19 protein-coding genes and 1 riboswitch are annotated in these 21,429 nt (G+C 44.2%); of the genes, 1 reads left to right on the top strand and 18 read right to left on the bottom strand.

All coding sequences use genetic code 11. From position 1 onward, the window contains the following. Window positions 1-58: 58 nt before the first annotated feature. Both MKZ03_RS07325 and MKZ03_RS07320 read right to left on the bottom strand, forming a co-directional pair. Window positions 59-934, bottom strand: a complete 876-nt coding sequence (locus MKZ03_RS07325; RefSeq protein WP_034662456.1) for a YicC/YloC family endoribonuclease — start codon at window positions 932-934, stop codon at window positions 59-61. A gap of 83 nt (window positions 935-1,017) precedes the next feature. Then, entirely contained in the window at window positions 1,018-3,693 is a 2,676-nt protein-coding gene (locus MKZ03_RS07320; protein ID WP_066030926.1) for a calcium-translocating P-type ATPase, SERCA-type, read from the bottom strand. Between the two features lie 164 nt (window positions 3,694-3,857). Between MKZ03_RS07320 and MKZ03_RS07315 the strand changes: the two genes are divergently transcribed. Then, window positions 3,858-5,567, top strand: coding sequence for an Rqc2 family fibronectin-binding protein (locus tag MKZ03_RS07315; RefSeq protein WP_340972681.1), 1,710 nt, complete (start codon window positions 3,858-3,860; stop codon window positions 5,565-5,567). 30 nt (window positions 5,568-5,597) lie between these two features. Here the strand turns inward: MKZ03_RS07315 and MKZ03_RS07310 are convergent, their stop codons facing one another. The 16 genes from MKZ03_RS07310 to MKZ03_RS07235 all read right to left on the bottom strand — a co-directional run bounded on the left by MKZ03_RS07310 (window position 5,598) and on the right by MKZ03_RS07235 (window position 21,308). After that, entirely contained in the window at window positions 5,598-6,101 is a 504-nt protein-coding gene (locus MKZ03_RS07310; RefSeq protein WP_034662462.1) for a precorrin-2 dehydrogenase/sirohydrochlorin ferrochelatase family protein, read from the bottom strand. Beyond that, window positions 6,082-6,867, bottom strand: coding sequence for a sirohydrochlorin chelatase (locus MKZ03_RS07305; RefSeq protein ID WP_340972679.1), 786 nt, complete (start codon window positions 6,865-6,867; stop codon window positions 6,082-6,084). The genes MKZ03_RS07310 and MKZ03_RS07305 overlap by 20 nt, the downstream gene beginning before the upstream one ends. A gap of 73 nt (window positions 6,868-6,940) precedes the next feature. Continuing rightward, window positions 6,941-7,696, bottom strand: coding sequence for a uroporphyrinogen-III C-methyltransferase (gene cobA, locus MKZ03_RS07300; RefSeq protein ID WP_307499595.1), 756 nt, complete (start codon window positions 7,694-7,696; stop codon window positions 6,941-6,943). Between the two features lie 29 nt (window positions 7,697-7,725). Next, window positions 7,726-8,319: an adenylyl-sulfate kinase gene (gene cysC, locus MKZ03_RS07295; RefSeq protein WP_307499594.1), complete on the bottom strand. Its 594-nt coding sequence runs from the start codon at window positions 8,317-8,319 to the stop codon at window positions 7,726-7,728. A 14-nt stretch (window positions 8,320-8,333) separates the two neighbouring features. Continuing rightward, entirely contained in the window at window positions 8,334-9,470 is a 1,137-nt protein-coding gene (sat, locus tag MKZ03_RS07290) for a sulfate adenylyltransferase (RefSeq protein WP_034662474.1), read from the bottom strand. Between the two features lie 57 nt (window positions 9,471-9,527). Beyond that, window positions 9,528-10,592 (bottom strand): inorganic phosphate transporter, encoded by a 1,065-nt coding sequence (locus MKZ03_RS07285; RefSeq protein WP_034662477.1) that lies wholly within the window; start codon window positions 10,590-10,592, stop codon window positions 9,528-9,530. A gap of 13 nt (window positions 10,593-10,605) precedes the next feature. Then, the gene (locus tag MKZ03_RS07280; RefSeq protein WP_034662479.1) at window positions 10,606-11,307 is read right to left on the bottom strand and encodes a phosphoadenylyl-sulfate reductase; all 702 of its coding nucleotides are present in this window, start codon (window positions 11,305-11,307) and stop codon (window positions 10,606-10,608) included. Window positions 11,308-11,343: 36 nt separating this feature from the next. Further along, window positions 11,344-11,403 (bottom strand): DUF2292 domain-containing protein, encoded by a 60-nt coding sequence (locus tag MKZ03_RS07275; protein WP_240667870.1) that lies wholly within the window; start codon window positions 11,401-11,403, stop codon window positions 11,344-11,346. 157 nt (window positions 11,404-11,560) lie between these two features. Continuing rightward, window positions 11,561-11,663, bottom strand: a riboswitch (SAM riboswitch). A 139-nt stretch (window positions 11,664-11,802) separates the two neighbouring features. After that, on the bottom strand, window positions 11,803-12,441 hold the full coding sequence (gene pyrE, locus MKZ03_RS07270) for an orotate phosphoribosyltransferase (protein WP_341031411.1): 639 nt from the start codon (window positions 12,439-12,441) through the stop codon (window positions 11,803-11,805). A 7-nt stretch (window positions 12,442-12,448) separates the two neighbouring features. Then, the gene (gene pyrF, locus MKZ03_RS07265) at window positions 12,449-13,153 is read right to left on the bottom strand and encodes an orotidine-5'-phosphate decarboxylase (protein WP_340972671.1); all 705 of its coding nucleotides are present in this window, start codon (window positions 13,151-13,153) and stop codon (window positions 12,449-12,451) included. Continuing rightward, entirely contained in the window at window positions 13,125-14,057 is a 933-nt protein-coding gene (locus tag MKZ03_RS07260; RefSeq protein WP_341031409.1) for a dihydroorotate dehydrogenase, read from the bottom strand. The genes pyrF and MKZ03_RS07260 overlap by 29 nt, the downstream gene beginning before the upstream one ends. Next, window positions 14,051-14,827, bottom strand: a complete 777-nt coding sequence (locus tag MKZ03_RS07255; protein ID WP_060596209.1) for a dihydroorotate dehydrogenase electron transfer subunit — start codon at window positions 14,825-14,827, stop codon at window positions 14,051-14,053. Before MKZ03_RS07255 ends, MKZ03_RS07260 begins: the two co-directional genes overlap by 7 nt. Beyond that, window positions 14,824-18,039, bottom strand: coding sequence for a carbamoyl-phosphate synthase (glutamine-hydrolyzing) large subunit (gene carB, locus MKZ03_RS07250; RefSeq protein WP_106061516.1), 3,216 nt, complete (start codon window positions 18,037-18,039; stop codon window positions 14,824-14,826). The genes MKZ03_RS07255 and carB overlap by 4 nt, the downstream gene beginning before the upstream one ends. Further along, window positions 18,024-19,118, bottom strand: coding sequence for a carbamoyl phosphate synthase small subunit (locus MKZ03_RS07245; RefSeq protein WP_307499588.1), 1,095 nt, complete (start codon window positions 19,116-19,118; stop codon window positions 18,024-18,026). The genes carB and MKZ03_RS07245 overlap by 16 nt, the downstream gene beginning before the upstream one ends. Then, window positions 19,115-20,401: a dihydroorotase gene (locus MKZ03_RS07240; RefSeq protein WP_060596206.1), complete on the bottom strand. Its 1,287-nt coding sequence runs from the start codon at window positions 20,399-20,401 to the stop codon at window positions 19,115-19,117. The genes MKZ03_RS07245 and MKZ03_RS07240 overlap by 4 nt, the downstream gene beginning before the upstream one ends. After that, a complete protein-coding gene (locus MKZ03_RS07235) occupies window positions 20,385-21,308 on the bottom strand; it encodes an aspartate carbamoyltransferase catalytic subunit (protein WP_307499586.1) in 924 nt (307 codons plus the stop codon). The genes MKZ03_RS07240 and MKZ03_RS07235 overlap by 17 nt, the downstream gene beginning before the upstream one ends. Window positions 21,309-21,429 lie beyond the last annotated feature (121 nt).

The following is a 21,429-nucleotide window of genomic DNA, read 5'->3' as shown; positions in this document are numbered from 1 at the left end:
AATATAAACGTCTCTAGTCTCGCCGAAAGAGACGTACTGTAAACAGCATACACAATGACTATTCTATATTTTGCACTTGTTCTTTTATTTTTTCAATAGCACTTTTCATTTCAACCACCAGCTTTGTTAAATGATGATGGTTCGCTTTTGAGCCAATGGTGTTCACTTCACGGTTGAGCTCCTGTACAAGAAAATCAAGTTTCCTGCCGGCAGCACCGCCTTGCATCAAGATTTGCTGGAACTGCTGAAAGTGACTTTTCAATCTCGTAATCTCTTCTGTAATGTCACAGCGGTCAGCAAAGATGGCAGCCTCTGTTGTCAATCTGCTTTCGTCAAGCGCCTCTCCGATCCATTCTTGCAATCGCTGATTGAGCCTGTCTTTATACTGAGTCACAACCTCTGGTGCAAAGACTTTGATTTCTTCTGTATAGGCCTCTAATTCAGAAAGCCTCAGCTCACAGTCTTTTTGAAGTGATGTCCCCTCCTGCTCTCTCATGAAGCAAAGCTCCTTGACAGCCGTTTCACAAGCATCCATCAGCAATTGCTCTAACTGCTCATTTCGGCTGGCCGACTCTTCTACTTGAACGGCATGCTCCAGCCCCAGTAAGTCATGTACATGCTGAATGCCTGAAATGTGATAGCGCTTCTCGAGGTCTTTTGCGGCTTTCATGTATTCATCAAGCAGCGGCCAGTCGATCTGCAAGGACCGGCTTGCTAGTTTACCGCCTTCAATCGTGACAAACAGCTCAATTCTACCGCGCTGCACGTGACGAAGAATGATTTTTTTTAATGTGTCTTCGAAATATAAAAGCGGCCTCGGCAAACGGGCATGAACCTCTTTAAAACGGTGATTGACCGATTTTAGCTCAACTGACACTGTCAGTTCTCCATCCGTTTTACTCGCTTGGCCGAATCCCGTCATACTGCGTATCATGTCAAAACACCCAATTCTTTCATATTAATAAAATGAAAAAGGTAATAGCAGACACTATTACCTCAAAATTATACCATAACGAATTATTTTTTTCTTGTCAAAAGTGATCCTGCCAGTAAAAAAGTTGGCAGTGCAGACATACCGATGATCAGCAGCCAATCAATTGGTGCAATGGCCACCGTTTTGAAAATCGGCTGAAGCGGCGGATAATAAATGACCACAAACATAAGTAAAAGTGATGACAAAACCGCACCGATCAAGTAAAGATTCCCGAATGGATTGCGTTCAAAGATGGACCGTTCACTGCGGCAGTCAAATACATGAATGAGCTGCGCCAAAACAAGCGTACTAAATGCAACAGTCTGTGCATATTGCAGGTTGTTTGGATCGCGGTGATACACAAACATAAATGCTAAAAGGGTCGCAAGCCCGATGAGGAATCCTCTAGATACAACCTTCCAGCCGAGCCCTCTAGCAAAAATGCCCTCTTTCATGTTCCTCGGCTTTCGCTTCATGACATCGCCTTCTGGCTTATCCATGCCAAGTGCCATCGCTGGAAGACCATCTGTGACAAGGTTGACCCATAAAATTTGAATAGGAACGAGAGGAAGCGGAAGCGCTAGAAGCATCGCAAACAGCATAACTAAAATTTCTCCCACATTTGAAGCCAGCAAATACCGGACAAACTTACGAATGTTTTCATAAATATTCCGGCCTTCTTTAATGGCCGATTTAATGGTCGCAAAGTTGTCATCAAGTAAAATAAGAGAAGATGCTTCTTTGGCTACGTCTGTTCCAGTGATGCCCATGGAGATGCCGATATCTGCTTGCTTAATCGCAGGCGCATCATTGACCCCGTCACCTGTCATCGCTACAATATGTCCATTTTTTTGATAGGCCTTCACAATTCTCAGCTTATGCTCTGGTGATACCCGTGCAAAGACGTATACATTTTCAGCCGTTTGCTCAAGCTCTTTGTCACTCATCTGATCCAGCGCTTTTCCGTCGAGTACCTTTCCTTGCTTTGGTAAAAGGCTCAAGTCTTTGGCAATCGCTTTGGCTGTTTCCACGTGATCCCCTGTAATCATGACTGTTTTTATGCCAGCATCCCTGCACTCTTTAATCGCTCGTCTGACTTCAGGACGAGGTGGATCGATCATGCCCTCTAACCCGATAAATGTCAAATCGGTTTCAGCCTGCTGGACAGAGTTGATTTTTTCTGTCAGACCGACTTTTTTATACGCAATGGCAATCGTTCTCAGCGCTTGTCTTGCTAAGCCTTGAATCGCAGCCTCTGTTTCTTGCCTGTGAGTGGTTGAAAAAGAAGCTGTGCGGCCGCCGTGCATGATATGACTTGAACGGTTCATCAGGACATCCGGCGCACCTTTTGCAATGACATACCGCTCTTTTTGATTCGTTTCGACGACGACTGACATCATCTTTCTTTCTGAATCAAAAGGAAACTCCTCTACAACGTGAAATCCGGCTTCGATGAATTGCTCTGTAAACCCTGCTTTACGTGCTGCGGTGAGAAGTGCCCCCTCTGTCGGATCTCCATCAAGCCTCATTTCGCCATCTTTTTCAACGATGGTTGATGTATTACAAAGCGCCCCGTATAATAACACCTTTTGCAGACTTGGATGTTTGTCTACATGGACAAGTTCTCCGTTTAAGGTGAAATCACCAGATGGCTCATAGCCCGTACCAGAAATATTCCACGTTTTGCCCTCTGCCCATACATGTGTCACAGTCATTTTATTTTGCGTCATTGTTCCTGTTTTATCTGAGCAAATGATCGACGCGCAGCCAAGTGTTTCCACCGCCGGAAGCTTTCTGACAATCGATTTTTGTTTGATCATCCGCTGCACTCCTAAGGAAAGTGCGACGGTAACAATCGCCGGCAGTCCTTCAGGAATGGCAGCAACTGCAAGAGATACTCCCGCCAGGAACATATGATACAAATCATGTCCTTGTACAACGCCAAGAACCACAACGAGCACCGTTAAAAATAAAGCAGCAACAATCAGGATTTTTCCCAGCTGTTCGAGACGTCTTTGCAGCGGTGTTTCCATATTCCCTGCTGCATCCAGCATGCCGGCAATTTGTCCCATCGCTGTATTCATTCCTGTACCAATCACAACGCCCACGCCGCTTCCTCTAGTAACAAGCGTCCCCATAAAGGCCATGTTCGTCAAATCTCCAAGCGAGACATGGTCTCGTGAAAGCGGACTTGCGTGTTTGACCGCAGGGATGGACTCGCCAGTGAGTGCGGACTCTTCAATTTCTAAACTTTTGGTTTCTAGTAATCTAATGTCTGCCCCAATCCGGTCTCCACTCGAAAATTTCACAATATCCCCTGGCACGAGATGTTTAGACGGGATCTTGACCCATTCATTATTTCTCCTTGCATACACATGCGGGGTTGATAATTCCTTTAGCGCTTGAAGAGATTTTTCCGCGCGGCGTTCTTGATAAAAGCCGAGCACTCCATTAATCAGAACAATCGCTACAATTGCTACAGCATCAATGTATTCGCCTAAAAAAGCAGAAATGATCGTTGCCGCAAGCAAAATTAACACCATAAAATCTTTAAATTGCGCTAAAAAAATGATCAGAGCCGACGCCTTTTTCCCTTCCTGCAATTCATTTGGCCCGTGTTTTTCAAGCCGTTTTTGTACATCTTTTTCTGACAGTCCGTCACCTATCGATGTATTCATTGTTTTTAATAAATCGGTTTGGTTCAGTTCATGCCAATTCATTTGACCTCGTCCACTCCTCTTTTGTTCTCTCTCATATGCAGTGTTCTATAAGCCAGTTTATTCAGACTCGTCCTAAATCATGCTATAATAATAAGACTGCCTAAAGAACGAGAAACGGAAGGTTCTTTCAGTAGATTTGTGTGAAAGAAGAGGGTGTATCCAACATGTCATTTGACGGCATTTTTACATATGGTATGACAAATGAATTGCAAGAGACATTAACTGGCGGAAGAATTTCAAAAATTCATCAGCCATATAAGCACGAGCTGATTTTTCATATCCGGGCAAACGGAAAAAATCACAAGCTCCTTTTATCCGCTCATCCGAGCTACGCTAGAATTCAGCTCACAGAGCATCAATATGACAATCCAAGCGAACCTCCAATGTTTTGTATGCTCCTCAGAAAGCATCTTGAGGGCGGATTCATTGAACGTTTTGAACAGATTGGATTTGACCGGGTAATCGTACTTCATGTACGAAGCCGCAATGAAATTGGCGACGAACAGACTCGAAAGCTCTACATTGAAATCATGGGAAGGCATAGTAATTTGATTCTTGTCGAAGATGACACGCAGCAGATCATCGATGGCCTAAAGCATCTTTCTCCATCTGTGAACAGCTATCGAACAGTACTTCCTGGTCACGAATACCTTCTGCCGCCTGCACAGCAAAAATTGAATCCGTTTGAAGTGACGAAGGATGATATTTTAAAGCATTTACGCTTTCAAGAAGGAAAGATCGCAAATCAAATTGTCGATACATTCTCTGGGGTTTCTCCGCTGTTTGCAAAGGAAGCTGTACACAGGGCCGGTCTTGTCAATCAGGAAACGATTCCAAATACACTGCTCGACATGTTCCAGCTTATTCGCATGCACTCCTTTACCCCGCAGCTCACAAGAAAAGACGGGAAAGAATATTTCTATTTATTAGAACTTCAGCATGTCCATGGCGAGATGAAGACATTCGACTCTCTCAGCCAGCTGCTTGACCGCTTTTATTTCGGAAAAGCTGAGAGAGACAGAGTTAAACAGCAGGCGTCTGACCTTGAACGGTTTGTCGTAAATGAAAAAAAGAAAAATGAAAACAAGCTCAAAAAACTGAAAAGAACTCTTGAAGAATCTCAACATGCATATAAATATCAGCTCTATGGCGAATTGTTAACAGCCAATTTATATGCCATCAAAAAAGGGGATAAAGAAGCGACTGTCATCAATTATTACGATGAAGATGGCGGAGAGATCACGATCCCGCTTAAAACAAACAAAACCCCTTCTGAAAATGCACAGGCATATTTCACAAAATATCAAAAGGCAAAAAATGCAGTAGAAGCGGTCAATGAACAAATTGAGCGAACGCATGAAGAGATTGCTTATTTTGAAGAGTTGATTCAGCAGCTATCCTCTGCCTCACCGAAGGATTTAGAGGAAATGAGAGAAGAACTTGTTGAAGGAAAATATTTACGCGCCAAACAAAAGCGCAACGCCAAAAAGAAAAAACAGGCGGCCATTCAGCTTGAAACGTATGAATCGTCTCAAGGTATTCCGATTTTAGTCGGAAAAAACAACAAACAAAACGAGTATTTAACCACAAAGGCTGCTGCCCGTGACGACATTTGGCTGCATACGAAGGATATTCCTGGATCACATGTCGTCATCCGTCATCAAGCGCCTGATGAAGAGACGCTGCTTGAAGCGGCTCAAATCGCTGCCTACTTCTCGAAAGCAAAAGAGTCGAGCTCCGTTCCTGTCGATTATACGAAAATCCGGCATGTGAAAAAACCAAATGGAGCAAAGCCAGGATTTGTGACGTATGATCAGCAGCAAACATTATTTGTCACGCCTGACGAAGATGTGGTCCTAAAGCTGCGAAAATAATAAAAGCCGATAAAATCCCTTAAAGAGATTTTATCGGCTTTTTCTTTGTTGTTTTTTTCTTTCGATATAGAGAGCGTCAAGTGCATCTACATCCTCTTGTTCAAGCAACGCCTCAATTTCCGCAGCCAGTTGTTTTGTCCGGGCTGGGCTCGCACCGCTTGTAGAGACTGAAATCGTCACTTTCCCTGCTTTGACCACCTTTGGCACGATCACATTGCCAAGCTCTGATTGGCTCACACAATTCACAAGCTGGTGAGGCCGGGCTGTTTGTGCAATCCATTCATTTACCGCTGGATCGTTTGTAGCAGCTACAATGAAAAATGCACCCTCTAAATCTTCCACGTCCACTTTCTTTTCCTTCCAATTCAGGTTGTATGTATCAATGAGACGTGCCATCTCTTTAGAAATATCAGGACTCACGACGGTTATATGGCAAGGCTCTATGCATAGCGCCTCTGCCCTTCTTGCGGCTATTCGTCCACCGCCGGCGATGAGCACTTGTTGATCGGTTAAATCAAGATGGACTGGAAGCATGGCTTTCTCCTTGGAAATGAAACGCATCGTCTTTGTTTAAAATGGTTTCTTGCACGCGTTCAATATAAGCCGCTTTTACATGCGGATGAAAGCCAATATACCGGCATACCCGGACATCTTTCAGCCTCTTTCTCGCCTGAGCCGCTTCATTTTCAATCTCTTTCATTAAAATACCCGTAAACAACAAGTAAGGAACGAGATAAACAGGCGCATCATCATCTGCTGTTAATTGCACAAGAACATCTCGGTAATTTGGCTCACATGCCGTAATAAAACATGGCAAGACCTCTGCGAGAGGGAGCAGGCGCCGGACATCGTCTGCAATGCCAAACACATCCCGCTTCACATCGGGGTCAGAGCTTCCGCGGCCAATTAAAAGAATCCGTGCTTTCCCGCCTTGATATCCTGCCTCTTCAATTCTTGCAGCAACCGCTTTTGTCACTTCTTGATTGACCCCGATTGGTTTTCCGTATGTGACCTTCACTTGCGGATATCGCTTTTGTACTTTCTCAATCTCGACTGGAATATCTGATTTGGCATGCATGGCAGTTAAAAGGAGGAGCGGGACGATCGCAATGTGTGTAGCTCCTTTTTTCACACAGGCTTCAAATCCTTCTTCTATAGAAGGGGCTGTCAGTTCTAAAAAACAAATTTCTTGTATATCTGCTTCTACTAACGGCATACAGCTTTTCATAAAAGAAATGGCTTTATCTTGTGCTTCTTTTACTCTGCTTCCATGCCCAACATAAAGTACAGCTTGTTTCATGTGGCTCCTCCCTCTACTTGTTTTGATCAGACGAAAAGACACGATCGATGTACGTGTCTTTTCTTTATCATTCTCATTTCTCGATTAAGGCGGGTTCAAACCAGCTCAGTTTTTGGTGAAAATGAACGACATCTCCAACTACAATTAAACTTGGATGCTCGATGCCTTCTTTTTCAACTGTTTCAGACAGTGTCGCCACAGTGCAGCAAGTCGTCTTTTGCCTCGTCGTAGTTCCCCAGTGTATAAACGCTGCTGGCGTTTCAGGATCGCGTCCATTTTTTAAAAGAAGCTGCTGCACTCTTTCCACGTTTTTGACGCCCATGTAAATCACAAGGGTATCAATCCCTGTAGCCAGCGCTTCCCACTTTTCTTCAAAATGCTCATCCTTTTGATAGTGACCCGTGACAAAAGCGACATTTGAGCTGAATTCACGGTGCGTCACGGGAATGCCTGCATAAGCGGCCGCTGCAATACCAGAGGTAATTCCAGGGACGACTTCATACGGAATTCCGTGCTCAGCTAAGCATTCGATTTCTTCACCGCCTCGGCCGAATACAAAGGGGTCGCCGCCTTTCAGCCGAACGACAACGTTCCCTTCCTTTGCATGGGCCACAAGGGCTTCATTGATGGCTTCCTGTCTCATCGTATGATGATTTGGCAGCTTGCCGCAATAGATTAATTCCGCCTCGGGTTTGGCGTGGGCGAGTATTTCTTGATTGACAAGACGATCATATAAAATGACATCTGCCTGCTGTATTGCCTTATGGGCTTTTAATGTAATTAAGTCTGGATCCCCAGGTCCAGCCCCCACAATGTATACTTTCCCCATCGTGCTTTTCTCCCCCTGCCATCAGGCGATTATTTCGCTCTTCCCTTTACATAATCAACAAGACGCTGTTTGGACTCTTCACGAGATAATTCACCTGTATCTAGAACGAGCTCAGGTGCTGCTGGTTCTTCATACGGTGAATCAATTCCGGTGAAAAATGGAATTTCGCCATTTCTGGCTTTTTTATATAACCCCTTTGGATCACGCTCTTCGCATACGTTCAGATCACATTTCACAAACACTTCGTGAAATTCTCCCGCATCAACTAACTGTCTGACAATGCGGCGGTCTTCTTGAAACGGAGAAATAAAAGCCGTGATGACAATCGTTCCTTGTTCAACAAATAATTTTGCCACTTCTCCGATGCGGCGGATGTTCTCTTTTCTGTCATCATCTGAAAACCCTAAATCTTTATTCAGGCCATGCCTTACATTATCGCCATCAAGAACGGTGACTTGATAGCCTTGTTCAAACAGCTCTCTGGCCGCTGCATTTGCGATCGTTGATTTACCTGACCCACTTAGACCCGTGAGCCAAATAATGCCGCTCGTATGATTGTTTTTCTGTTGATATTCTTTTTTTGTAATAGATGAATCATGCCACACGATATGTTCATTGCTCATGTCATACCCTCCCATTAAGATACCGTCGTTTTTAATCCTTCGATTAATGTTTCAATAACTTCTTTTCGGCTGAACGTGCTTGGCGGTAATTCACCGTTTCTCAGCATCGTTCGAACCTTTGTACCTGAAAGAATGACATGCTCGCTTTTATCGTGAGGACATGTTTTTGGTGTTGCCATTGCTTCACATGTATTACAGTAGAAGCTATGTTCAAATTTTAACGGGGTAATGCCAATTTCTTCACTTGTAAATTGTTCAAATAGCTCCTGCGCCTCGTATGTGCCGTAATAATCACCAACACCCGCATGATCTCTTCCCACAATAAAATGAGTGCAGCCGTAATTTTTACGAACAAGCGCGTGAAAGATTGCTTCCTTTGGTCCAGCATAACGCATTGCCGCAGGAAAAACACCTAAAAAGACGCGATCCTTTGGATAATAACCGTTCAATAACACTTGATAGCTTTTCATTCTCACGTCTGCCGGAATATCGTCTGATTTTGTTTCACCGACAAGTGGATTTAAAAACAAACCATCGACTGTTTCAAGTGCTGTCTTTTGAATATATTCATGGGCACGGTGAACAGGGTTTCTCGTTTGGAAACCAACAATGGTTTTCCAGCCGTTTTCTTTGAAATGCCGTCTTGTTTCTTCTGGCTCATACGTAAATTGAGGGAATGGTTTTTCACTGCGTTTCGTCAGTGTAATTTTACCACCAATGTATATGTCACCGCGTTCAAATAATTTTTTCACGCCTGGATGATTGCGGTCATCAGTTTTATATACATTCACCGCTTCTTTTTCCTTATCTGGTGTGTATTGATCCTCTACTTCAATCACCCCATATACAGTTCCATTATACGATAGACGCACAATATCGCCTTGATGGATTTCCGCTGCCTTTTCCTTTGTCACTGGCAGTGTAATAGGAAGAGACCAAACGACACCACTTGCTAACCGCATACTGCTCACAACGGCTTCATAATCAGCTTTTGTTAAAAACCCTTCAATTGGACTATACCCGCCAATTGCTATGAGTTCAAGGTCTGCAAAGGAGATAGCATCTAGTTCAATTTCCTTTGCAGCCGTGCTGAGATCATACTCTTCATTTACTCGATTAATTAATACGCCACCATGTGGTGTTAAACTCATTTGTTCATCTTCCTCTCAATGTTCATATTTATTAGATGTAAATAGTCGGATTTGTCGTTAAATCCCGCCGCCCTGTTCATGAATCGAGCTGCTTTCATTTTTGACTGCCTTCATCAGACTCAGCGCACCAAGTGAGGCAAGCAGTACACTCATCATGATAAAGATAGAATAATAGTCTCCTTTTAAGAAAAGGCTCACCAGCAAATACGATAGGCTAAGTGATAAAAAGGGTGACACTACCCACACTTTCAGCATTTTTTTCACCACATGTTTATGAAAAATATTTGGTCCGCCTTTTGCCATTCCAAGCCCAATGATAGACGAGGAGGTGATTTGGGTAAGTGGAACTGGCAGCCCAAAAATAGAGCTGACGATGACAAGTCCAGCACCGGTACTCGAAAGCAAAATCCCTTCACCTGTTTGATAGCGAGTGATTTTCTTTCCGTTTGTTTCAAGCACTCTTCTTCCTAATAAAAGGGCACCCAGTGCAACGAAAAGTCCGCCGTAAAGCGTTCCTTGCCCAACGGATAAAATGCCTGAAGCAACAAGGGGGCCTACAGCATTTGCGACATTGTTCATCCCAGCAGAAAACGCTTCTAGAAATCCACTGATGATCAAAACGATCGATAAAATCATGGTGCCTTTTTTTGAAAAGGTTCGTTTCGGGAACATTCTGATGATTTTGACTACAACGAATGTAAAAAGAAAAGCAACAATAGGAATGATGACCCAAAATGACACAATGACTAAAATGGATTTCACATACAATACTTTATACGCTACCGCAACTCCAACGACAGCACCTACTGTGACCTCACTTGTTGATAAAGGGATGGCCATCAGATTCGCTATAAAGAGTGATAATGCAGCAGAACCAATAATAATACAAACAATTTCAAGTGTAATGACGGATTCAGGCATAATTCCAGAGCTAATCGTTTTGACGACCTCACCGCCGCCAATGACTGAACCTGCTAAAATCCCAACTGCACATACGCTAAGTGCATAGATAGGCTTTTGAATAGCACCTGACCCGTACGCGATGCCCATCGAAGCAGCTGCACCACTCGCGCCAATGTTTAGAGCGAAAAATAAACTAAATAAAATTGCGGCGATTTCCATACATTATGCTCCCTTACTCATGTAATCCGCACTCAGTCTTAGCTGTGCCTGACCATCTGCCAGAACGAAGATCCTCGGCAGTAAATGCCGGCTGTGTACACGGGGCACAGCCGATACTTGGATATCCCTGATCATGCAGCGGATTATAAGTAAGTTCCTCTCTAGATGCATATCTCCATATGTCCTTCCACGTCCAGTGGATAAGCGGACATACTTTCACTGATTTGAATTTTTCATCCTGATTTAAAAAGTTCGTCCCTGCTCGCTTGGGTGACTGCTCTCTTCTTAAGCCAGAAAGCCATGCCGGATAGCCGGATAGCGCTTCTTGCAAAGGAATGACCTTACGCATATGGCAGCAGCTTTGAGGGTCCGTTTTCCATAGCTGATCACCATGCTGCTCGTTTTGCTCCTCAACCGTCAGCTCAGGGGTTTTCAGCACAATATCTAAACCAGGGTATCTTTCCTTTACCGCATCAATTGTGTCGTACGTTTCCTTAAAATGCAGACCTGTATCTAAAAAGACAATTCTTGCATCCTTTTTTACTTTCGCAATAAGATCAATGAGGACGATGCCTTCAATACCAAAGCTGCATGCATAAACGAGCTGATCACCATAATGACCGTATGCCCATTTCAGCACAGATAAAGCCCCTTTATACAAATCATCCTCTTGAAATGTAATGGACGGCTCTTGCCAATTTTCATAAGTTAACATTGTTTCTCCCCTTCCGGAGTATCACTACTCTCCGCACTACGTCAACCGACTTTTTCTGTTTTCTTCCACTTGAATCACTTGACCGTCCTGAACAATCAGCGTAACTGAACCGAATTCATATCTTCCTTCAGTTTCTGCATATGCTTCAATAAGTCTTCATCCTGATTTCGCTTCACTTCCATCTCGTCTTCCTCCTCACCGTTAAAATAAAAAAACTTCCTTTCAGTCCGAAAGAAAGATGAGGAAGCTCATTTCCTTATCTTTCAAAATAGAATCATTTTGCAGGAAGTAGCACCTTGCAAATCGCAGGTTGCCGGGCTTCATCGGGCCAGTCCCTCCACCTCTCTGGATAAGTGTTTTAATTTGTCTTAAATATTAACACAATTCAAACAAAAGTCAACCCGACTTTATTGATAGGATTAGTTTTTATTTGAATTTGAGTCTATTTTACTATTTTTAACCAAATAAAAAAGCTGAGCGGGTACGCGCAGCTTTTTAGACGGTTTCTTCCATCCAAGATTCAGAGGAAGGATCTTGTCTCCAGCGTTTTAGTTTATTCATAGCAGAAGGCTCGATCGCTTTCAGCTCAAGTGCCACGTCTGTCAGTGTGTCATAGTCTGTTAGGGTGACATATGGAATGTTTTTCTCTTGAAATGCTACTGCAGCTTTTGGCAGTCCGTATGTGAAGATCGCGGCAACTCCTAGTACGTCACAGCCCGCTTCTTGAAGAGCAGCGACCACTTCAAGCACACTGCCTCCTGTTGAAATCAAGTCTTCTACGACGACCACCTTTTGACCTTTTGATACGGCTCCTTCAATTTGATTCCCTTTTCCATGTGCTTTTGGCTTACTTCTCACATAACACATCGGCACGTTCAGACGGTCTGCCGCTAATGCCGCATGCGGGATGCCTGCTGTTGCAGTACCAGCAACAACCTCCGCTTCTTCAAAATGAGTGAGAATCAACTCTTTAAGACCTTCAGCAATGTCGTGTCTGACTTCTGGATAGGACAAGGTGAGACGGTTGTCACAATAGATCGGTGACTTGATACCGCTTGCCCATGTAAACGGTTCGTCTGGCTTTAATGAGACCGCTTTGATTTGTAATAGGTGTTTAGCGATTTTTGTTTTCATCTAGCAGTCACTCCCACTCTTTTAAAATTTGATGATAGGCTTCCAATGGTTTTTCAGCTTTCGTGATTGACCTTCCGACAACAATTTGTGAAACACCTTGCTCTTTTGCATAAGCAGGAGTCGCCACACGCTTTTGGTCATCGGTTTGATCATTTAGTAAGCGAATCCCCGGCGTGACAGTGAGAAAGGCAGGTGAGATGTGCTCATGAAGGGCTTTGGATTCATGAACAGAGCAAACAACACCGTCTAGTCCACTTTCATATGCCAATTGACCGTACCGGATGACAGTCTCTTGCAGCGGACGGTCTATGAGTAATTCGCTTCTCATCATGCCTTCTGACGTACTCGTCAGCTGAGTCACTGCAATAATGCCCGGACGTCTTTGTCCAGCAGGCGTCCCGCTTTCAAGCCCTTCTAACGCAGCTTGCATCATATGTTTCCCGCCAGCAGCATGCACATTGACCAAATCAACACCAAGTGCGGCAAGCCGGTTCATTGCTTTTTGCACCGTTGTTGGAATGTCATGTAATTTGAGATCGAGGAAAATGCGGCAGTTTTTTTCTTTGAGCTCGTCAAGGATAGCAGGTCCTTCTTGGTAAAACAGCTCCATGCCGACCTTCACAAATAATGGCGTCCCTTCAAAGGGTTTTAAAAAGGCGAGCGCTTCCTGCGCTACCGGAAAATCAAGCGCGATGATGGGCAAGTGCTTCATGTTTCCAGCTCCTTCCGATACATTCCTCTACAGATGAATAGCCATATGCTGCTAACACTCTTGGCAGTTCTTCAATGATTTCTGGGCAAATAAACGGGTTCACAAAATTGGCTGTGCCAACAGCTACTGCACTTGCACCTGCTAGTAAAAATTCAAGTACATCTTCAGCACTTTGCACCCCGCCCATTCCGATAATCGGGATAGAAACCGCTTGACTGACCTCATGTACCATGCGCACAGCGACAGGTTTTACTGCCGGGCCTGATAATCCGCCTGTTTTATTGGCAAGAATTGGTTTCCCCGTTTTTAAATCTAAACGCATACCGATTAACGTGTTAATCATCGTGAGTCCATCCGCTCCAGCAGATTCAATCGCTTGAGCAATCTCCACAATATTGGCTACGTTAGGAGACAGCTTGACATAGACAGGTACCGAAGAGACTTGCTTCACCGCTTTTGTCAATGCTGCTGCCATTTGAGGATCTGTACCAAAGGCAATTCCGCCTGTTTTGACATTCGGACATGAAATATTCAGTTCAAGGGCATGGACATTTTTTGCTTGGCTGATTTGCTTGGCTACTTCGACATAATCATCGACCTGTGAGCCAGCGACGTTTGCAATGATCGGCGTATCAAACTGCTCAAGCCAAGGCAATTCATTTTCCAGCACGCCTTTTAGGCCTGGATTTTGAAGACCGATGGCATTGAGCATACCGGCACCTGTCTCCGCTACCCTTGGTGTCGGATTGCCAAATCTAGGTTCAAGGGTTGTGGCCTTGATCATGATACCGCCCAGCACTGATAAGTCATATAATGAAGCAAATTCCCTTCCGAATCCAAAGCAGCCTGATGCAGGGATAATCGGATTCTTTAAAGATAAGCCGGGTAACTCAACGTTTAACATGACAATGCCACCTCCTCTGCTTTAAATACAGGTCCATCCAGACAGACTTTGACGTAAGGTTTTTCGTGCTGGTCGGTATGACAGACACATGCAAAGCAAGCACCAATCCCGCAGCCCATTCGTTCTTCCATTGAAATGTAGACAGGCTTATCGGGATAAGAGTCTTTTAGTGCTTTTAACATAGGTGTCGGTCCGCAGGAAAGCATGACATCAAAGCTCAAATCATTCTCTTCAATGACACCTGTCACGAAGCCCTTTGAACCATATGTCCCATCAACTGTCGCGATAAACGTATCTCCGAGTGCTTGGAATTTCTCCTCGTAAAATACATCCTTTTTCGATTGAAAGCCAAGGACATGCTTGACGATGACACCTTTTTTCGTTAAACGCTTGGACAGTTCATATAAAGGCGGTACACCAATTCCACCGCCGACTAGTAAGGCTGTCTGACCTGGCTGAACAACTGAAGGATCGTACCCGTTGCCAAGCGGTCCTAATACATCGATGGATTCCCCATCCCGCTTTTGGGAAAGGAGCTTTGTGCCCTCTCCCTCTGCGCGGTAGATGATGGTTGCTTCTTGTTTCTCGGCATGAATATTGGCAATACTGATCGGTCTTCTCAGCAGCGGTGTCATGGACTCGCTGACCTTGATATGAAGAAATTGTCCAGCCGTTTGAAAGGAGTCCACAAGGTCACCTTTTAATGTCATTTCGTAAATATGATCAGCGATCTCTCGGTTTGAGACGACCGTCAAGTATGCTTTTTTCATATCGTTACTGTCACCTCAGCATTCGTTTTCACTTCTGGCATTTCGTCCGCTCTAAATGTCATGCTTTCCAGCACTCTTAAAATGGCTTCTGCTGTATCTAGCGACGTTAAGCAAGCTACGCCATTTTCAACAGCTTCACGTCTGATTCTAAAGCCGTCTCTTGCCGGCTGTTTTCCTTTTGTCAGAGTGTTGATGACAAATTGGGCTTCCCCGTTTCGAATGACATCGAGAAGGTTTTTGCCTTCTTCTCCTATTTTGCCGACAACACTTGATGGGATGGAGGCTTGTTTTAAGTAATTCGCCGTTCCTTCTGTCGCTAAAATATGATAGCCGATCGAATGGAATCTTCTTGCAATCTCAAGTCCTTCTTCTTTATCCTTATCAGCAACTGTTAGAAGAACTGTTCCGTCTTTAGGAATTTGAATGCCTGATGCAATTAATCCTTTGTAGAGGGCTTTTTCAATTGTGACATCTTTCCCCATGACCTCACCTGTAGATTTCATTTCAGGCCCGAGTGTAATATCCACTCTTCTTAGTTTTGCAAAAGAGAAGACTGGAACTTTGACGTACACCCCTTCTTGCTCTGTGTGAAGTCCTTCTTCGTAGCCATAGTTTTTAAGCTTGTCACCTAAAATGACTTTTGTCGCTAGATTTGCCATCGGGATGCCCGTGATTTTACTTAAGAAAGGAACTGTCCGGCTTGAACGAGGATTCACTTCAAGTACGTACACTTCACCTTTCGAGAGAACAAATTGAATGTTTAGCAGCCCAATAATGTTGAGGCCTTTTGCAAGCTTGATCGTGTATTCTGCGATCTTCGCTTTGATCTCATCAGACAATGTTTGCGGCGGGTAAACCGCAATCGAGTCACCGGAGTGGACCCCGGCTCTTTCAATATGTTCCATAATGCCTGGGATCACGACAGTTTCCCCATCAGATACGGCATCTACTTCAATTTCTTTTCCCGTCAAATATTTGTCAATTAACACTGGGTGCTGCGGATTGACTCTCACCGCATTCTCCATGTAGTGAAGAAGCTCTTCTTCTTGATAAACGATTTCCATCGCACGACCGCCTAATACGTAGGAAGGACGGACAAGGACTGGGTAGCCGATCTGATTTGCAATCGCTACAGCTTCAGGCACAGACGTAGCTGTTTTCCCTTTAGGCTGCGGCACGCCGAGTGCTTCTAATGTTTGTTCAAACTTGTCTCGGTTTTCGGCGCGGTCTAGGTCTTCAAGAGAAGTGCCGAGAATCTTCACCCCTCTATTTGATAATTCATCTGCTAGGTTGATCGCCGTTTGTCCGCCGAACTGGACGACGACTCCTTCAGGCTGCTCAAGATCAATGATGTGCATCACATCTTCTACAGTGAGTGGTTCAAAGTAGAGCTTATCTGAAATACTAAAGTCTGTTGAGACCGTTTCAGGGTTGTTGTTAATAATGATTGCTTCATAGCCTGCTTGTTTAATTGCCCACACAGAATGAACCGTCGCATAATCAAATTCAACTCCTTGACCGATTCTGATAGGACCTGAGCCTAATACGATGACGCTTTTCTTGTCTGTGCGTTCTGATTCATTTTCATCTTCATACGTGCTATAGAAATATGGCGTCTCGGATTCAAATTCAGCCGCACAAGTATCTACCATTTTGTAGACAGGTACGATGCCTGCTTCTTGTCTTAGCTTGTAGACATCCGCTTCATTCATATTCCACTCACGGCTAATATAGATGTCTGAGAAGCCTTTATCTTTTGCTTCTTTTAATACGTCTGTATTGCCTTTGTTTTCTTTTAATGTCTTTTCAAATGCGATGATGCCTTCCAGCTTATGAAGGAAGAAGTAATCAATTTTTGAGAATTCATGTATTTGTTCAACCGTATAACCTCTTCTAAGCGCCTCGGCGATATAGAATAATCGTTCGTCTCCCGCCTTGATAATCCGCTTTTCAAGCACTTCGTTTGTGATATCTGCTTCATCTTTTAATTCAATGTGATGCACATCAGCTTCAAGTGAACGGACAGCCTTTAGAAGGGACTCTTCTAATGTACGTCCGATCGCCATCACTTCACCCGTTGCTTTCATTTGAGTTCCAAGACGTCTGTTAGCAGATTCGAATTTATCAAACGGCCAGCGCGGGATTTTAGACACAATATAGTCAAGTGCTGGTTCGAAGGCAGCATAGGTTTTCCCTGTGACTGGATTCATCATTTCATCAAGCGTTAATCCGACAGCAATTTTCGCTGCAAGTTTGGCAATTGGATAACCAGTTGCTTTCGACGCAAGTGCAGAAGAACGACTGACGCGCGGGTTTACTTCGATGATATAGTATTGAAAGCTGTCTGGGTCAATCGCCAGCTGTACGTTACAGCCGCCTTCAATGCCAAGTGCCCGGATCAGCTTGAGCGACACATTGCGAAGCAGCTGATATTCACGGTCACTTAATGTTTGGCTTGGCGCCACAACGATACTGTCACCTGTGTGGATACCGACAGGATCAAAGTTTTCCATGTTACAAACAACGATCGCATGATCACCGCTATCACGCATGACTTCATATTCAATTTCTTTAAAACCTGCAATGCTTTTTTCAAGTAAGCATTGTGTGACTGGGCTTAACTTCAGTCCGTTTTCGACGATTTCCTTCAGCTCTTGCTCGTTTGTACAAATTCCGCCGCCTGTTCCGCCTAATGTATAAGCTGGTCTCACAATGACAGGGAAACCGATTTGATTCGTAAACGCCATCGCTTCTTCAAGGTTATGGATGATTTCACTTTCTGGTACAGGCTCATTTAGTTCATTCATCAGATTACGGAATAAATCTCTGTCCTCTGCTTTTTGAATAGCTGACAGCTTTGTTCCTAATACTTCAACACCGCATTCAGCTAATACGCCAAGGTCTGATAATTCAACAGCAAGGTTAAGTCCAGTTTGTCCGCCAAGTGTTGGCAAGATCGCATCAGGACGTTCTTTTCGAATGATTCGTGTTAAGAATTCTGGTGTCAGTGGTTCGATGTATACCTTATCGGCCATTTCTGTATCTGTCATGATGGTCGCTGGATTGGAATTCACAAGAACGACTTCATAGCCCTCTTCTTTCAGTGCTAAGCAAGCCTGTGTGCCTGCATAGTCAAACTCCGCTGCCTGTCCGATGATGATTGGACCTGAACCGATGACTAAAATCTTTTTGATGTCTACGCGTTTTGGCATACTTCTTCCCCTTCTTTCTCAGTTGTATGAATCATGTCCATGAACTGGTCGAATAAGTAGTTCGCATCTTCTGGACCTGGTGACGCTTCTGGGTGATACTGGACAGTGAATGCTGGTGCTTCTTTATGTTTTAACCCTTCAATCGTATTGTCGTTTAGGGCGATATGTGTGACTTCGAGCACGTCCTCGTTAATCGCACTAACTGTGTAGCCGTGGTTTTGAGATGTCAGTGTCACCTTGCCGGTGGCTAGTTCTTTGACTGGGTGATTCGAGCCTCTGTGTCCGAATTTCATTTTTTCAGTACTTGCGCCGCACGCAAGAGCGAATAATTGATGTCCAAGGCAAATGCCAAAGAGCGGAACCTTTCCAATCAATTGCTGAATCATCTCGACTGCTTCTGGTACATCAACAGGGTCTCCAGGGCCGTTTGAAAGCATGATCCCATCAGGCTTTAACTGCAGCACTTCATCTGCCGTGATATTGTACGGCACCACGATGACATCACAGTCACGTTTATTGAGCTCGCGCAAAATGCCATGCTTCATGCCGAAATCGACAAGGACAATTCTTTTTCCTCTTCCCGGGCTTGGATACGCATTTTTAACAGATACTTGACTCACTTGATCAGTCGGCAGCTGCATTGTTTGAAGGCGGCGAACTACGTCTTCCACTTGTTCATCCGGTCCTGCAAACGCCCCTCTTAAAGTCCCTGCACTTCGAATCATTCTCGTCAGCTTCCGTGTATCGATTCCGCTAAGACCTGGAATGTTTTTCATTTTTAAGTATTCATCTAGTGAGTATGAAGAGCGCCAGTTTGAGGGCTTTTCACAAAGCTCCTTCACAATCAGCCCTTTTACAAACGGTGTGATCGATTCAAAATCATCACGGTTAATGCCATAGTTGCCGATGAGCGGATAAGTGAGTGTGACAATTTGTCCGCAGTATGATGGATCAGACAAAATTTCTTGATAGCCCGTCATCCCTGTATTAAAGACGACTTCTCCGACTGACGATTCTAAGCTGCCAAAGCCTGTTCCTTCGAATACTGTTCCGTTTTCTAGCACTAAGCGTCTCTTCATTTTACTAGTCTCCCCTCTTCATACACGACTTTCCCAGATGCAAGCGTCATGACCGGCCATCCTGATACAGTCAATTTGTCAAACGGTGTATTTTGCCCTTTTGATAAGAAGCTTTTTTTATCGATTGCCATTTCTTTGTTTAAATCAATGAGTGTGATATCAGCTGTTTGTCCTTCTTCCAGCTTTCCATATGGAAGAGAGAAGGCTTCTGCTGGCTTGATTGTCATATAATCAACGAGTTCTTTTAATGTCCATTCGCCTGTTTTGACAAATCGTGTATACAGAAGCGGGAACGCTGTTTCAAGCCCGACAATTCCAAAAGGTGCACGCTGCATCGTTTCGTTCTTTTCTTCTTCAGTATGCGGCGCATGGTCTGTTGCGATGAAATCAATCGTTCCATCTAAAAGTCCCTCGATCAGTGCCTCGCGATCCTCTTTTCCTCTGAGCGGCGGGTTCATTTTATAGTTTGTATCAAGCCCTGGGATGTCTGCATCACATAGGAGCAGGTGATGCGGTGACACCTCTGCCGTCACACGGATGCCTGCTTTTTTTGCATCGCGAACGACTCGCACAGATTCTTTCGTACTGATATGACATACATGATAATGGCAGTTCGCTGCTTCTGCTAAAAGAACATCTCTTGCAATATGCACCGATTCACAAATGGACGGTATACCGTTTAATTCATTTGCTTTTGAAAATTCTCCTTCATGAACGCATCCGCCGTAAATGAGCGAGTTATCTTCACAGTGTGCCACAATCGCTTGATCAAGACTTGCTGCCTTTTTCATGGCTTCGTACATCATGCCTGCTGTTTGGATGCCGACTCCGTCATCTGTAAAAGCGAAGGCGCCTGCTTCTTTTAGTGCTGCAAAGTCCGTCATTTCTTCCCCAATCTGTCTAGTTGTAATGGAGGCGTATGGCAGTACTCTGACAGAAGAGGTCTCTTCGATTCGATCCATGAGCCATTCCATTTGCTCTTTTGTATCTGGAACTGGACGTGTATTCGGCATAGCTGCAATCGTCGTATATCCGCCTCTTGCGGCTGCTTTAGAGCCTGTTTCAATCGTTTCCTTTTTCTCTCCACCTGGCTCTCTTAAATGTACATGCAGATCAATCAAGCCTGGTGAAACAAATAGCCCTTTAGCATCAATGACCTCTTCTCCGTCTTCTCTTTCTAAGTGACCAATCGCTTGAATCACTTCTCCTTCTACCCTAATATCCTGCTGCACTTTTTCACCTGTGCTTGTTAAGATAAAACCGTTTTTAATGAGATATGACATAGACAGAATCTCTCCCTTTTTGATGTAGTCTGCTATTTTGAAAAGCTCTTTTTAATACGGCCATTCGGATATAGACTCCATTTTCCATTTGCTTAAAAATCCTTGACTGCTTTGACTCTACTAATGAATCATCTATTTCAACACCTCTGTTCACTGGTGCTGGATGCATAATAATGGCTCGTTCTTTCATGTTGTTTGCCCTGTCTACTGTTAATCCATAAGTCGATAAGTAATCTTCACTGCCCATTTTTTCAGCATGTCGTTCATGCTGAATTCTGAGCAGCATCACCACATCAGATTGTGTGATGGCTTCATCTACTTGGACATACGTTCCGTGAGGGTTTTGCTCATCTTGGAAGGAAGCAGGCCCTGAAAAAAGGACTGTTGCTCCCAGCCTTGAAAGAACCTCAGCATTCGACCTTGCCACCCTGCTGTGCTTGATGTCTCCATGAATCGAAATCGTTAAGCCCTCAAAGCCGCCAAACTCTTCATAGATGGTCATTAGGTCAAGCAGTGATTGGGTCGGGTGCTGCCCGCAGCCATCTCCAGCATTGATGATGGGAATCCCAACCTTCCCGATTAGCTCGTTGTAATATTCATCAGTGCTGTCTCTGATCACACAAGCTTTCACACCGATGGATTCAAGCGTTTTTACCGTATCGTATAGGGTTTCGCCTTTTTGAACGGAGGTGCTTGCCGCATCTAAGCTCAGTACATTCATCCCCAGTTTCTTTTCGGCGACTTCGAAGCTAAATCGTGTTCTTGTGCTTGGTTCAAAGAAGAGGTTTGCTACAAATTCTCCCGCTAAGCCAAGCTCTTGTTTCCCCTTTTTGAGAGCCGTTGCTTCTTCAATCAGCTGTAAAATCTCTTCTGTAGACAAGCTGCTCATTGTCGATAGATCATTCATTTTTTCTTCCCCCTCTAGTTTTTCATCACTTTCAGGTTCAAAAAAACCCTAAGCCTCGGCAGCTTAGGGTTCTCCAAAAGAAGCAGCGGCACTTTCGTGCATTCTGCTCATTTTAGAACCC

The organism is Bacillus sp. FSL R5-0431, from assembly GCF_038002985.1.
In the GTDB taxonomy this organism is placed as follows: Bacteria; Bacillota; Bacilli; order Bacillales; family Bacillaceae; genus Bacillus.
The sequence above is the reverse complement of the archived record's forward strand: the minus strand, read 5'-3'. Positions and strand labels throughout refer to the sequence as shown.